This window comes from Thauera aminoaromatica S2 (assembly GCF_000310185.1).
Taxonomy (GTDB): Bacteria; Pseudomonadota; Gammaproteobacteria; order Burkholderiales; family Rhodocyclaceae; genus Thauera; species Thauera aminoaromatica.
The window spans coordinates 1-14,015 of the sequence record NZ_AMXD01000026.1; the positions used below are offsets into that span (position 1 = coordinate 1).

At 72.4% G+C, this 14,015-nt stretch carries 9 protein-coding genes; 1 reads left to right on the forward strand and 8 read right to left on the reverse strand.

The genetic code is table 11. From position 1 onward, the window contains the following. The 4 genes from C665_RS06265 to rsxA form a co-directional block, all read right to left on the reverse strand. The coding region (locus C665_RS06265) for an RnfABCDGE type electron transport complex subunit D (protein ID WP_004303175.1) at positions 1-626 on the reverse strand (626 nt) is incomplete at its 3' end. Next, the gene (rsxC, locus tag C665_RS06270) at positions 623-2,068 is read right to left on the reverse strand and encodes an electron transport complex subunit RsxC (RefSeq protein WP_004303177.1); all 1,446 of its coding nucleotides are present in this window, start codon (positions 2,066-2,068) and stop codon (positions 623-625) included. The genes C665_RS06265 and rsxC, both read right to left, overlap by 4 nt. Positions 2,069-2,103: 35 nt before the next feature. Then, complete coding sequence (locus tag C665_RS06275; protein ID WP_004303179.1) at positions 2,104-2,643, reverse strand: RnfABCDGE type electron transport complex subunit B; 540 nt, start codon at positions 2,641-2,643, stop codon at positions 2,104-2,106. Positions 2,644-2,675: 32 nt separating this feature from the next. Further along, a complete protein-coding gene (gene rsxA / locus C665_RS06280) occupies positions 2,676-3,257 on the reverse strand; it encodes an electron transport complex subunit RsxA (RefSeq protein WP_004303181.1) in 582 nt (193 codons plus the stop codon). A gap of 186 nt (positions 3,258-3,443) precedes the next feature. Here rsxA and C665_RS06285 point away from each other — a divergent pair, with 186 nt between their 5' ends. Next, entirely contained in the window at positions 3,444-4,052 is a 609-nt protein-coding gene (locus C665_RS06285) for a NifU family protein (RefSeq protein WP_004303183.1), read from the forward strand. On the opposite strand, the gene C665_RS06290 is transcribed toward C665_RS06285, so the two are convergent. From C665_RS06290 to C665_RS06305, 4 genes are all read right to left on the reverse strand, one after another. Further along, on the reverse strand, positions 4,046-5,101 hold the full coding sequence (locus C665_RS06290; RefSeq protein WP_004303184.1) for a U32 family peptidase: 1,056 nt from the start codon (positions 5,099-5,101) through the stop codon (positions 4,046-4,048). The two genes, C665_RS06285 and C665_RS06290, sit on opposite strands and share 7 nt — an antisense overlap. Before the next feature lie 10 nt (positions 5,102-5,111). Further along, complete coding sequence (locus tag C665_RS06295; protein WP_083854686.1) at positions 5,112-6,086, reverse strand: hypothetical protein; 975 nt, start codon at positions 6,084-6,086, stop codon at positions 5,112-5,114. After that, positions 6,087-7,508 carry an aldehyde dehydrogenase family protein gene (locus C665_RS06300; RefSeq protein ID WP_004303188.1) on the reverse strand — a complete coding sequence of 474 codons (1,422 nt, stop codon included), beginning with the start codon at positions 7,506-7,508 and terminating at the stop codon, positions 6,087-6,089. It abuts the gene before it with no gap. A 168-nt stretch (positions 7,509-7,676) separates the two neighbouring features. Beyond that, positions 7,677-14,006: an AAA family ATPase gene (locus tag C665_RS06305; RefSeq protein WP_004303190.1), complete on the reverse strand. Its 6,330-nt coding sequence runs from the start codon at positions 14,004-14,006 to the stop codon at positions 7,677-7,679. Between the last annotated feature and the right edge of the window lie 9 nt (positions 14,007-14,015).

The window sequence follows — 14,015 nt, forward strand, 5'->3', positions numbered from 1 at the left end:
CCCGGCACCGTGCCGAGCGCGAGCGCGAGCAGCGCCTCGCCGGCGGCGAAGTCGCCGCCGTGCTTGAGCGGGGCGAGCGCGGTCGCCGCGCTCATGGCGTCCGGCACCGCGCCACCGCCGAAGGTGATCGCGAGGCCGTCCAGCAGGCCGGGCGCCGTGGGCGAGAACAGCGGCTGCGGCGCCACCCAGGCGGTCATCTCGAGCGGGAAGGACACCAGCAGCGCGACCCGCGCCAGCATCGCCGGGTTGAGCACGTTCTGGCCGAGGCCGCCGAACACCTGCTTGCCGACCACGATCGCGAACGCGCCGCCCAGCAGGGGCAGCCACCACGGTGCCCACGGCGGCAGGCAGAGCGCGAGGATCAGCCCGGTCACCACGGCCGAACCGTCGGCGAGCGTGTGGCGCAGCGGGCGCTTGCCGATCGCCAGGGCCGCCGCCTCGGCCGCCACGCAGCCGGCTATCGCCAGCAGCACGGTGGCGAGCGCCGGCCAGCCGAACAGGAACACGCCGGTCGCGGTCGCCGGCAGCAGGGCGAGCAGGACCGTGCGCATGACCTGCGGAATATTGCTGCGCCCATGCACGTGGGGCGCCGCCACCGGGGAGCGGTTCGGGGTCCAGCTCGTCATGATTCGGTCTCCACCGTCTCGGCCGGACGGGCGGGCCGGCGCGCGGCCTTGGCGGCGGCTTCGGCGGCCAGCCGCAGCCGGCGCGCCTCGGCCAGCTTGCGGGTCTCCTCGGCCTTGCGCTGGGCTTCGCGGCGGGCGGCGATCTCGCCCTTGGCATAGTTGAACAGGTGGGCCAGCGGCAGGTGGGCCGGGCACACGTAGGCACAGCAGCCGCAGGACAGGCAGTCGCCCATGCCGAGCTCGGCGGCGTCGTCGATACGCCCGGCACGCACGCGCGCGGCGAGCTCGAGCGGCACCAGGCCGACCGGGCAGACATCCACGCAGCGCCCGCAATGCAGGCAGGCACGTTCGCTCGCCGCATGCGCCTCGGCGGCGGTGAGCGCGATGATGCCGCTGGTGCCCTTGACCACCGGCGCCTCCAGACCGGGCAGGACCTGGCCCATCATCGGCCCGCCCATCAGCACGCGGGTGGGGGGCTCGGTGAAGCCGCCGCAGAAGTCGATGAGGTCCCCGGCCGGCGTGCCGATCGGCACCACCACGTTGCGCGGGTTGCGGATCGCGCCGCCGCCCACGGTGACCACGCGCGACACCAGCGGCTTGCCGAAGCGCACCGCGCGGCACACCGCGAGCGCGGTGCCGACGTTGTGCACGCTGACGCCGATCTCGGCGGAGAGCTTGCCGGCGGGGATCTCGCGCCCCGTCACGGTGGTGACGAGCTGCTTCTCGGAGCCCATCGGGTAGCGCGAGGGCACGCGCAGCACGTGGATGCCGGGATGGGCCGCGGCGGCCGCGCGCATCGCCTCGAGCGCCTCGGGCTTGTTGTCCTCGATCGCGATCACGGTGCGTTTCGCGCCCAGGCCGTTGGCGATCAGGCGCACACCCTCGACCACGTAGCCGGCGCCCTCGCGCATCAGGCGGTCGTCGCAGGTCAGATAGGGCTCGCACTCGCCGCCGTTGAGGATCAGCGTGTCGATCGGGTGGCGGTTGCCGGCGTCCAGCTTGACCGCGGCCGGGAAGGCCGCGCCGCCCAAGCCCACGATGCCCGCGTCGCGCACGCGCGCGGAGACCTCGGCACGGGTGAGCGCGAAGGGGTCGACCGCCGGCTCGGTCTCGATCCAGCGCTCCTCGCCATCGGGCTCGAGCGTGATCGTCTGCACCGGCAGGCCGGAGGGGTGCGGCGCCATGTGGTCGCCGATCGCGATCACCCTGCCCGACGTGGGCGCATGCACCGGCGCCGAAACCGAACCCTGGTGGCGGGCGAGGCGCTGGCCCTTGAGGACGTGGTCGCCGACCTCGACCTCGGGTGCGGCCGGTTCGCCGATGTGCTGCTGCAGCGGGATGTACAGGCGCTGCGGCAGCGGCAGGCGGGCGATCGGATGGCAGGCGGTGGGGTCCTTGTTCCCTTCGGGATGGATGCCGCCGCGGAAGCGGAAGATCTTCATGGTGCGTGGGGTTCCGGTGTGCTTGCGGCGGGCGTTCAGGCGTGTCCCACGCCCGGCTTGTGCCAGCGCCAGTTGCGCAGGGTGACCGGGATGCCCTCGAGATCGATGCCGCCGGTGGGGCAGACCTCGGCGCAGGCGCCACAGCCGATGCAGGCCTCTTCGAGGACCACGTGGAGCTGCTTGGTCGCACCCAGGATGGCGTCGGTCGGGCAGGACTTGATGCAGCGCGAGCAGCCGATGCAGGCGTCGGTGCGCACGCGCGCCAGCAGCGGGCCGCGGTCGGGCAGGTTGCCCGGGTCGAAGGTGGCGCCGAGGATCTGCGCCAGCTTCTCGGCGACCGCACGCCCGCCCGGGGGGCACAGCGTGACCGGCGCGTCGCCCGCGGCCACCGCGGCGGCCGCCTGTGCGCAGCCGGCGAAGCCGCACTGGCCGCACTGCGAACCGGGGAGGGCCTCGGCGATGCGCTCCACCACCGGGTCGGTGGTCGCTCCCAGCCACTGCGAGGCGAGACCGAGCAGCCAGCCCAGGGCGAGGCCCAGGGCGGCGACCGCCACTACCGAGAGAATCATCGTCATCGTCGTGCTCCTTGCGCGTTCGTGGGGAGGTTTCAGCGCACCGGCAGGCCGGCGAAACCCATGAAGGCCAGCGACAGCAGGCCGGCGGTGATCAGCGCGATCGGCGCGCCGGCGAAGGCGGCGGGCACGTTCGCGAGCGCGATGCGCTCGCGCAGGCCGGCGAAGAGGAGGATCACCAGCGTGAAGCCGAGCGCCGAGCCGGCGCCATAGAGCATGCTTGCGACCAGGCCGTTGCCCTGCTGGGTGTTGAGCAGCGCCGTGCCGAGCACCGCGCAGTTGGTGGTGATCAGCGGCAGGTAGATGCCCAGGGTGTGGTGCAGCACCGGACTGGCCTTCTGGATCGCCATCTCGGTGAACTGCACCACCGCGGCGATCACCAGGATGTAGGTCAGGATGCGCAGGTGCAGCATGTCGAGCGGCTGCAGCAGGGCGTGCTCGACCACCCACGCCGCGCCCGAGGTGAGGGTGAGCACGAAGGTGGTGGCGAGCCCCATGCCGAGCGCGGTCTCGAGCTTTCCCGAGACCCCGAGGAAGGGGCACAGGCCGAGGAAGCGGACCAGGATCACGTTGTTCACCAGGGCCGTGCCGAGCAGTAGCAGCAGATATTCCTTCATGTCGGGATCAGGTTCCTGCAAGCGGTTCGAGTGGCATGCAAGTTCATCTTAATTGACGTTGACGTTAACGACAAGTAGAATTCGTTCCGCAGTGTCGCAATCCGTCCCGCACTCCGCCTTGTCCTGGTGCTCACGGATCGCTTCCCCCAGTCGCAGCACAGCCCTACCAAGCCGGAGGAGTCCGCCATGCCCAATGTCACCGCCGTCATGTCCACGCCCAACCCGCTGGCGAACAAGTTCATGCTCGATGCGCCGCTGTATACGGGCGCGCCGCGTCATTTCAGCGCCGGTGTCGCGGTCGTCGGCGACACCCTGGGCGAGAGCCTGCTGGCGGTGCCCGGCGTCGTCGACATCTATTGCACCGGCGGCTTCATCACCATCACCCGCGACCCGGGCACGCCCTGGTCGGCGATCGAGCCCGCGGTCACCGAGCTGATCGAGGGGCACAAGGCGCGCCGCGTCATCGGCATCGCCAACCCGGCAGGACCGGGTGGGGCGGCGGGCGCCGCGATCGGCGCAGGCGAGGCCGTGGCCGAGGAGCCGGTGGAGGTCGAGGCCGACGATGCCGAACTGCTGATGCGCATCAACCAGATCCTCGACGAGCACATCCGGCCCTTCCTCGACCAGGACGGCGGCGGCCTCGACGTGGTCAAGCTCAAGGAATTCACCCTGACGGTGCGCTACAAGGGCGCCTGCGGAGGTTGTCCGTCGTCCTCGACCGGGACGCTGTTCGCGATCAACAACCTGCTGCAGAACTATGTGGACGACCGCCTGCTCGTGGAGCCGATCTACTGAGCACCTGCTGCGCGACCGTCGCACAGCGGCTGCGCCGCTTCGGATGCGCGGGAGACGACCTCCGGGTAGTAGCACATGAAGCCGGTCGCGCAGTGTTCGTGCGCAGGCCGCAGGTTGCGCGCACGGGCCATCACCGCCGCGGGGGCTTCGCCGTTGTCGTGGGCGTCGAGGATCCGCCGGACCATGCGCACGCTGGCGAGCTTGCGCTCGGGCGGACCCTCGCGGCCGGCGATCTTGAGCGCGTGGATGCCGCCGCGCCCGAACGCCGGGATCGCGCACAGGCCGCAGGGGCCGAAGGGCAGGCCGTCGGCGGTGGTGGTGAAGCCGCAGGAGAAGCGGTACCACAGCCAGCGCCGATAGGCCTCGTCGTTCTCCTGCAGGCGGGCCGCGAGCGCGGCCGAGAGCGGCCGGCCGTCGCGGTGGCGGTGCGCGTAGGCGTAGCGGTCCAGGCAGATCGGCCCGCCGAGCGCGCCCGGGAGGTGCAGGGTGTTGCAGCTGCCTTCCTCGTAGACGCAGCCGTCGTTGAGCACGAAGGCCTCGATCTCCAGGTCGGGCACTGCGGCGGCGATCTCCGCGGCCTCGTCGAGGGTGATGTCGCGCGGCAGGATCAGCCGGCGCGCGCCGAGCTCGCGGTAGAGGCGGGCGCCGTCGGCATTGCGGCAGGTGGCCACCGAGCTGACGTGGATGCGCAGCTCCGGCTCGGCTTCGGCCAGCGCCAGGAGCAGGCCGGGGTCGCTCGCGATCACCGCATCGCCCCCCATGTCGACGTAGCGGTGCGCGATCGCGAGCGCGAACTCGATCTGTTCGACCGAATACTGCTGTGCGTTGAGCACCAGGGAGAGCTGTACGCCATTGCGGTGGGCGAGCGCCACCGCCTCGGCGAGCGCGGCCAGCGAGGGGAGGTTGCCGCCGGGACGGCGGTTGGCGCTGGCGCCACCGAAGCGCTCGGCCCACTCGCGCGGCGTCACCCCGCAATAGAGTTCGTCCGCCCCGGCGCGCGCCAGCGCGGCGATCTCGTCGAGTTGCCGGATGGGGGCGACGATCTTCATGCGCGTTTCCTCACAAGGTCTCGCCGGGCACGATCAGGCGCGCCACCCGGCCCGCCGCGACAGCGCTGGCGAGCGTGGCGAGGTTGGCGGCGGAGTGGCGGCAGAACACGGTGTTGCCCACGTGCAGGGTCTCCCAGGCGTCGTGTGTACCGTCGCGTGTGCGCTCGGTGCGGGCGGCGAGTCCGAGGCATTCGTGGTGGCAGAAGGGCCGCGCCGCGAACCGCTCCGGGCCCTCGCGCGCGAGACCTGCGGTGCGGCACATGCGTCCCTTGGCGACGAAGGCGAAGGGCAGGTGCACCCCGAGCGGCAGCGGCACGCCCGCGAAGCTGTCGGCGGACGCGAAGAGCGGCAGGTCGATCTCGACGCGTGCGATCCCCAGGCGGGCGAGCAGGCGCCGGGTCCAGGGCGAGGCGAAGCCGTGCGCGGCGGGCGGTGCGTACTGCGGGTTGCCGAGGCGCGGGTCCTTGAGCATGCGGCACAGGATGCGGCCGGCGACGGCCTGCAGCAGCGGATGGCGCTCGCGCAGGCGCAGCGCCACCCCCCAGTCGTTGACCACCACCTCCGCGCCCGGCGGCAGCAGGGCGAAGAGCGCATCGAGGGCGCGCAGGACCTCGGGCGAGGCCACCGGCGTGCGCAGGCAGACCTCCAGCCCGGCCACGGACGCCTCGGCGAGCGTGCGCGCGAGCTGCGCGGGCTCGGGCAGCAGGCGCTCGCAGAATTCGCTGCCGACGTGCAGCCGCGTCGGGCGCAGCGGTGCCAGCCAGGCCGCGAGCGCCTCGTCGTGCAGGGTGGCGGACCAGAATGCCGCGCGTGCGGGCGTGTCCGCACCCAGGCGCTCCAGTGCGCGCGGTCGCACCATCGCCACCGCGATCGCCACCCCGGTCGCCGGCAGCGCAGCCAGGGACGGAGGCGACGCCGTGCTCGCAGCAACGCTCGCACTTGCCGGCGCGGACGGGCGGCGCAGGAAGCCGAGCGGTGCGGACATTCAGGCGGCGGGGAGGTTGATGTTGAAGAGCTGCGGGCGGGTGTATTCGAGCAGCCCCTCGAGGCCGAACTCGACGCCGAAGCCCGACATCTTGCAGCCGCCAAAGGGGCAGTGCGGCAATACCTCGGCATGGCCGTTGATCCACACCGTGCCGCACTCGAGGCGGTTCGCCAGCGCGCGCGCGGCCTCCAGGTCGCCCGACCACACCGAGCCGCCGAGACCGTTGGTGCTGGCGTTGGCGAGCCGCAGCGCCTCGTCCACGTCGCGGTAGCGGATCACCGGCAGCACCGGGCCGAACTGCTCCTCGTCGACCAGCCGGGTGCCGTCGGCGATGTCGGCGACGATGGTCGGCGGGTAGAAGTAGCCCTTGCCGGGCAGCGGCTCGCCGCCGCACAGGATGCGGGCGCCGGCGGCGCGTGCATCCTCGACGAGCTCGCATACGCGCTCGAACTGGTCGCGGTTCTGGATCGGCCCGAAGCTCGTGCCCTCGTCCAGGCCGCTGCCGAGCTTCTGCCGCGCGGCGATGGCGACCAGGTGCCGGCACATGTCCTCGTACTGGGACTCGTGCACATAGAGGCGCTTGAGCGCGGCGCAGGTCTGTCCCATGTTGAGGAAGGCGCTGCCGAACACCCCCTCGGCGATCGCGCCGATGTCGGTGCCCGGCAGCACGATGCCGGCGTCATTGCCGCCCAGTTCCAGTGTGAGCCGCTTCAGCGTGTCGGCGGCGTTGCGCATGATGTCCTGGCCGGTGCGCGTCGAGCCGGTGAACACGATCTTGTGGATGCCGGGGTGGCCCGAGATCCCGCGCCCGAGCGCTGCGCCGCCGGCCACCGCATTCACCAGCCCGGGCGGCGCCACCTCGTCGATCAGCTCGACCAGGCGCAGGGTGTTGAGCGGGGTCAGCTCCGAGGGCTTGATCACCACCGCGTTGCCGGCGCGCAGCGCGGGCATGATGTGCCACACCGCGATCATCAGCGGCCAGTTCCACGGCGTGATCGATCCCACCACGCCGAGCGGCCTGCGGTGCAGCTCGATGCGCTTGCCCGGGCGGTCCTCGATCACCTCGACCGGCAGCTCGAGCGCGGCGGTGGCGCGCGTCCATGCGACCGCGCCGCCGACCTCCATGTGCGCGAGCGCGAGCGGCTTGCCCTGCTCGCGGACGATGATCTCGGCGAGCTCGGGCGCGTTCTGTTCGATGCGCGCGGCGATCGCTTCGAGCAGGGCGCGGCGTTCCGCGCAGGAGCTGTGCTGCCACTGCTCGAACGCGCGCGCGGCCGCCGCCACCGCCTCGTCAAGCTGCGCGGGGGAGGCGTTCGGGCACTCGGCGAAGGCCTCGCCGAGCGCGGGGTCGATGACCGGCAGGGTGCCGCGGTCGCCGGCGACCTTGCGGCCGCCGATGACGAGGGAGGGCGTCTTGTTCATGGATCGGATCCTGGCAGGAGTTGGAAGGCGTGGTGACGGGCTCGCGGGTCGGCTGCCGCGGCCCTGCCTGCGTCGATGGGAAGACTAGCCCGGCGCTGTAAACCAGCTTTTCACGATTTGTGCGGAATTGTGCGCAGTTGTAGCGTGCGCGGCGCGAGGCGGGCGGCCTCAGCGCGCCGCGGCTTCGAGCGCAGCTTGCGCGTCCCGGGGGTCGAACGCGTGCAGCGCCGCGATGCTGTCCTCGAACAGCGTCCGCAGCGCGCCGGCCTGTGCGCGCAGGTCGGCCGGGAGGGGCGTCGCCTCGAGCTCCCGGCAACGCGTGGCGAAGGCGGCGAGGCCCAGGTTCGCGGCCATGCCGACGAGCCGGTGCAGGCGCTCGCGTTGGGTCGCGGGGTCGGCGCTCGCGGCGAACTCGGCGAGCCCGGCGCGGCCCTGGGTGGCGAGCATGTCCATCATCGGCCGCACGCGCTCGTCGCCGAGGCGGGCGAAATGGGTGGCGAGCAGGCGCGTGTCCATCAGGGCGCTCCCCGGTGCCGCGGCGGGCGGTACGGGGGGCTCGCGCAGGCTGCGGATCAGCTCGTCGAAGTCGAAGGGCTTGCCGACGACCGCGTCCACGCCGGCCGCGCGGTAACGCGCCACCTCGTCGGTGGTGATCGAAGCGGTGAGCGCGACGATGCGCGCGCGCGCCTTGCGCGCGTCGGGGTGGCGGCGGATGCGGCGTGCGACCTCCATGCCGTCGAGGTCGGGAAGGTGGATGTCGAGCAGGATCGTGTCGAAATCCTCGCGCTCGTGCAGCTCGAGCGCGCCGTAGCCGTCGGCCGCGAAGCGCACGGTGTGGCCCTCGTCCTCGAGCAGCGTGCCGGCGATGCAGCGGTTCAGTTCCACGTCCTCGACCACCAGCACGTGCAGGCGCGCCTCGCCGATGGCAGCGTGTGGACGCGGCGATGCCCGTGGCGCCGGGGTTGCGAGGGGGTATTCCAGTTCGCAGGCGAAGGTGCTGCCCTCTCCCGGGCGGCTGCGCACGCCCAGGCTTCCACCCTGCAGGTCGACGAGGCGCCGACAGATCGCCAGCCCCAGGCCGGTGCCGCCGAAGCGGCGGGTGATCGAACCGTCGGCCTGGGTGAATTCGGTGAAGATGCGGCGCTGCGCCTCCTCGGCGATGCCGATGCCGCTGTCCTCGATCTCCAGGCCCAGGCGGCAGCGCCCCGCGCGCGCCGACAGGCACCGCGCGCGCACCGCGACGAAGCCGCGCGCGGTGAACTTCACCGCGTTGCCGGCCAGGTTGAGCACGATCTGGTGCAGTGCGCGACGGTCGCCGAGCACCCCTCCGGGGAGCGCCGGATCGATCTCCAGGCGCAGCACTAGCCCTTTCTGTGCGCTCATCGTCGCCAGCATCGGACGCAGGGCGGCGAGCGCCTCGGCCGGCGAGAAGGGCGCGGACTCGAGCGTGAGCTGCCCGGCCTCGATCTTGCTGAAGTCGAGCACGTCGTCCAGGATCCCGAGCAGCGTGCTGCCCGAGGCCCGGATCGCGTCCACCCATTCGGCCTGGCCCGGCGCCAGCCCGGAGCGCGCGAGCAGCTGCGCCATGCCGAGGATGCCGTTCATCGGCGTGCGGATCTCGTGGCTCATCGCGGCGAGGAAGTCGCTCTTGGCGCGGCTGGCGGCCTCGGCGCGCTCGCGTGCGAGTTCGGCGCGCTCCTTGGCCTTGCGTTCGCCGATGTCGGTGAGCGAGCCCTCGTAGCAGCGCAGCCGCCCGCCGTCGTCGAGCACGCGGCGGGCCGAGATGGAGACCTCGACCTCGCTGCCGTCGCGCCGGCGCCAGCGCGTCTCGAAGCCGACCACCTTCTCCTCCATGTTGAGGCGGCCGAGGAAGCGGCGCTGGTCCTCGGCGCGGGCGAAGCACTGCGTGCTGACGTCGGTGATGCCGGTGAGGAACTCTGCCGCGCTGTCGTGGCCGAGGAGGCGGACCAGCGCGGGGTTGGCGGACAGGAAGCGCCCGTCGGGATCGACCCGGAAGATGCCCTCGATCGCGTTCTCGTACAGCGAGCGGTAGGCCTGCTCGGATTGCTGCAGGCCGAGGTAGAGCTTGGCGTTCTCGATCGAGATTGCCGCCTGCGCGGCGAGGATGCGCAGCGTCTTCAGGCGTTGCTGGTCGAAGATGTCGCGGCCGAGGCGGTGCTCGAGGTAGAGCAGGGCGGTGAGCTCGCCGTGGTAGAGGATGGGCATGCACAGCAAGGAGCGCGGCGCCTGGCTGCGGATGTAGGGGTCGTGCGCGAACATCTGCTGGCGCGGGGCGTCGCCCAGCACCAGCGCCTCGCCGGTGCGGGCGACGTAGTTGAGCACGCTGACCGGCACGCGGCTCGTCGCGGCTTCGAGGGCGAGGCTGCACATCAGCGTCGAGCCCTCTTCCAGCCCGGCGATCGCCTCGACGCGCAGATGCCGGTCGCGGCTCAAGGCGAGCGCGCCGCGCTGGGCGCCCGCGCTCGTCAGCGCGAGCTGCAGCAGGCGCTCGATCAGGCGCTCGAGCACGATCTCGTCCGAAATCGCTTGCGAGGCCTCGATGACCGAGGAGAGGTCGAAGGAATGGTTGGTCTCGTCGAGGCCGCCCTGCATTTCGCCCGCGCCCGCGAGCCCCGGCGGTCGGGGCCACAGGCCGTATTCCTCGAGCTGCTCGTGCAGATGGACGACGGGGGAGTGGGCGCCGAGGCGCTGGTAGCGTCGGCAGGCGTCGTCGAAGCAGCTGCGCGCCACCGCGCGTTCGCCGGCATCGAGGTGGAAGCGCGCGGCGAACTCGCAGGCGAGCGCGGCGTCGAGCCAGAAGCCGCCCTGCTCCGCGAGCGCGATGGCGCGATCGTAGGCCGCCGCTGCACCGGGGCGGACGCGCACGCGCAGGCGTTCGGCCTCGATCAGCGCCACGCGGTGGGCGTGGTTGGCGGGCGCATGCCTCGCCTGCATGCGCACGTGGCGCACCAGGCGTCGCAGCGTGTGCAGCGCGCGCCGGCGCGCCTTGCCCGGTGGCGGCAGGGTGCGCAGCAGCGCGAGCGCATGCAGGCTGCGGAACCAGGTCGCGGTATAGGTGCCGCCGACATAGGGCAGGTGGGCTTCGCCCAGGGTGCATTCGGCGAGTGCGGCGGGATAGTCCGCATGCACCAGCGCGAGCAAGGCCTTGTAGAAGTGGTGCAGGCAGACCGCGGTGAGGTGGTTCCCGCGCCGATGCGCCTCGAGCATCGCCGCCTCGCGGTAATGCTCGCCGTCGAGCGCGGTGGGCGAGGCCGACGGCTCGCACAGCCGGGTGACCGCCTGAAGCGCCATGTAGCTGTATTGCAGGGACTGCTGCTGCCCGGTCTGTTCGAGCTGCACCAACTGCCCCCGCATGCGCCGGGCGAGGGCCTCGAGATCGTCGGCGAGCGGCACCGCGTACTGGATCGCGGCGGCGAGGCTGTACGCGGCGTACTCGAGATCGCCGCAGGCGAGCGCCTCGGCGTGTGCCTCGCGCAGGCCGTCGAGGGCGCACTGCAGCGGTTCGCGGTAGTGGCGCACGTAGCAGTTGAACAGCGACAAGGTGCGCTGGCGCCCCTGGCGCGAAGGGCGCGCCGCCTCCAGTGCGAGTGCCAGCGTGCCGGCGCGGTAGCCCTCGTCGATCGCGCCGAGCACGCCGCAGAGCACGCCGCCGAAGCCGGCGAGGGCCTGGGCGCTGGCGTCGGTGTGGCCGTGGCGCAGCGCGAGCTCGACCTGGCGCGCCATCACCAGCGGGCGCAGGGCGGAGCTGGAGAACTTGACGATGCCGAACATGCCTCCGAGCAGCGCCTGCGCGGCGAGCACGCGTGGCTCGGTCGCTGCGGGCATGTGCAGCAGTTCCTCCGGCGCGGTGTGGCGGATCAGCAGGCGGGTGCGCAGCAGTTCTGCCGCGATGCGCAGGCGGCCGGGCGCCGCGGGAAGATGTACGCCCAGACGCGCGAGGGTGTCGCGCGCGATCTCCAGCCCGGCGCCGAAGCGGTTGTGCGCGACGTGCGCCTGGATGCGGATCTGCTCGCAGCGTACGCGGTCGAGCGGAGCGTGCGCGTGCTCCTGGGCGGCATCGAGCAGGGCCTGCATGCGCTCGCCGTCGCCGCGGCTGTTGGCCGCATCCGCGGCGGCGAGGTGCAGGTCGAGGCACAGCCGGTGCTGCGTGCGCCAGGCGTCCGCGGGCAGCGCGTGGAGGCCGCTGTCGAGATAGTCGAGGGCCGACTCGAAGGCGGCGGATTCGCGCGCGCGCAGCCCGGCGCACAGGTTGAGGGTGGCGAGCGCGATGCGTTCGTCGGGGTCGTCGATGGCGCTGCGCGCGAGGTTGAGGTGGCCGGCGATCTCGAAGACCCGGCGGTCGAGCGCGCCCGTGTCGAGGTTCTGGCGCAGCAGGCGGCCGACGCGCAGATGGAGCTGCTCGCGCGCGTCGTCCGCGAGCAGCGAGTAGGCCGTCTGTTGCACGCGGTCGTGCGCGAAGCGATAGCGCGCGCGCCCGAGACGGTCGCGCTCGGGGCGGTCGCCGTCGTCGAGCGGCACCACGAGGCCCTCGCCGAGCGCCGGCACGAGGTCGTGCGCGAGCTGGCGCGCGCGCCCCTCGGCGACGATGGACAGGGTCTTGAGGTCGAAGGTGCCGCCGATGCAGGCCGCCAGCGGCAGCACCGCGCGCGTGCGTTCGGGCAGGCGGCGCAGGCGCTCGACCATGAGCTCGACCACGTCGGTGCTGAGCGCGCGCGCGCGGATCGCCGCTTCGTCCCATTCCCAGCGTTGGCCGTGGAAGCGGATCAGGCCTTCCTCGTGCACCGCGTCGAGGAGCTGGTTGAGGAAGAACGGATTGCCCTGCGTCTTCTCGTGGCAGGCTTCGGCCAGGCGCGCGCATTCGATCGGGCTGCAGCGCAAGGTGTCGGCGAGCAGCTGGCGGACCTGCGCGAGGTCGAGCGGCTGCAGGCGCAGTTCCACCGGCGGCAGCGCGCTCCTGCGCAGGTGCTCGACGAACCCGGCGAGCGCATGGCCCGGCCCGATCTCGTTGTGCCGGTAGCTGCCGACGAGCAGCAGGCGCGGCAGCCCGGCGTGGGTCGCGAGCGACTCGATGAGTCCGAGCGAGGCCGGGTCGGCCCATTGCAGGTCGTCGAGGAAAAGCGTGAGCGCCTGTCCGGGCTCGGTGAGCGCGTCGATCAGGCGCGAGAACAGATGCAGGCGGCCCTGCTCGTCGAAGCGGTGCTGGCCGGCCGGCGACGTGCCGGCGTCGGGCACGACGAGGCCGAGTTCGGGCAGCAGGCGCACCAGCGTGCCGAGGTAGCCGCCGAGCTGCTCGCGCAGACGGCTGCCGAGGGCCGCGAGGCGTTCGCCCGGCTCGGTGAGATGCTGACGGACGAGCTCGCGCAGCGCCTGCAGCAGCGCGGAGTGGGGTGGGTTGCGGCGGTACTGGTCGAACTTGCCGCTGGCGAAGTGGCCGTGGCGCTCGAGGACGGCACGGCGCAACTCGTGCACCAGGCTGGACTTGCCGACCCCGGTGTAGCCGCTGATCAGCACGATCGCGCGCCCCCCGGCGGCGCACGCCTCGACCCGACCCTCGAGTTCGGCGAGCTGGGCCGTGCGGCCGTAGAGCCGCCTGGGCACCTGGAAGCGCGCGGAGACGTCGCGGCTGGCGAGCACGAAGTCGTGCGCCGCCGGCTGTTCCCGCCGCTGCAGGCACTCGCGCAGGTCGTGCACGATGCCGTGCGCCGACTGGTAGCGCTCGGAGGCGTCCTTGGCGAGCAGCTTCAGGACCACGGCGGAGACCGCCTCGGGGAGCAGGCGGTTGATGTGGTGCGGCGGGCGCGGCTCGCGGGCGATGTGGCAATGCACCAGTTCGAGCCCTTCGCGACCCGCGAAGGGCGGCTGGCCGGTGAGCAGCTCGTACAGGGTGGCGCCGAAGCTGTAGTAGTCGGTGCGGTAGTCGATCTCGCGGTTGATCCGCCCGCTCTGCTCGGGGGCGAGGTAGGGCAGGCGATGTCCCGCCAGCTGCGGCGTGTTCCAGTCCGCCTGCTCGCGCAGGAAGCGCGTCGCCATGCCGAAATCGACCAGCAGGGGCGCGCCGGACGGGGTCACCAGGATGTGGTCCGGATTGATCTGCTTGTGGATGACGCGGGCCTCGTGCAGCCTGCCGAGCAGCTCGCACACCCGGATCATCAGCGCCAGCCAGTCGTGCCATTCGCGGCTGCCGGGCCGCATCGCCTGGCGCAGCGAATGCGCCTCGCGGTCGGCGAACACCAGCGCCGGGCCGCGCTCGAACTCGAGCTGCTCGAGCGCCTGCGGAATGCCTTCCAGCTCGAGCGTGCCGAGCAGCTCGAACTCGTGCTGCAGGCGTGCGGGCGCCCCGGGCGCGCAGCGTCCGCGATCGAGCTGCTTGACGATCACCGGCGCGTCGCGCCCCGGCAGCAGCACGCGGCTCACCGTGCTGCAGCGCCCCTGGTAGAGGCGCTTGAGCAGGCGGTATTGCAGCGGGGGCGCGTTCATCGCGGCGGC

Bases quoted from the DNA above. Each gene is read 5' to 3' on its own strand.
- C665_RS06275 (WP_004303179.1), bottom strand. From the start codon at position 2,643: ATGACGATGATTCTCTCGGTAGTGGCGGTCGCCGCCCTGGGCCTCGCC.
- C665_RS06305 (WP_004303190.1), bottom strand. From the start codon at position 14,006: ATGAACGCGCCCCCGCTGCAATACCGCCTGCTCAAGCGCCTCTACCAG.
- C665_RS06300 (WP_004303188.1), bottom strand. From the start codon at position 7,508: ATGAACAAGACGCCCTCCCTCGTCATCGGCGGCCGCAAGGTCGCCGGC.
- C665_RS06285 (WP_004303183.1), top strand. From the start codon at position 3,444: ATGCCCAATGTCACCGCCGTCATGTCCACGCCCAACCCGCTGGCGAAC.
- rsxA (WP_004303181.1), bottom strand. From the start codon at position 3,257: ATGAAGGAATATCTGCTGCTACTGCTCGGCACGGCCCTGGTGAACAAC.
- C665_RS06295 (WP_083854686.1), bottom strand. From the start codon at position 6,086: ATGTCCGCACCGCTCGGCTTCCTGCGCCGCCCGTCCGCGCCGGCAAGT.
- C665_RS06290 (WP_004303184.1), bottom strand. From the start codon at position 5,101: ATGAAGATCGTCGCCCCCATCCGGCAACTCGACGAGATCGCCGCGCTG.
- rsxC (WP_004303177.1), bottom strand. From the start codon at position 2,068: ATGAAGATCTTCCGCTTCCGCGGCGGCATCCATCCCGAAGGGAACAAG.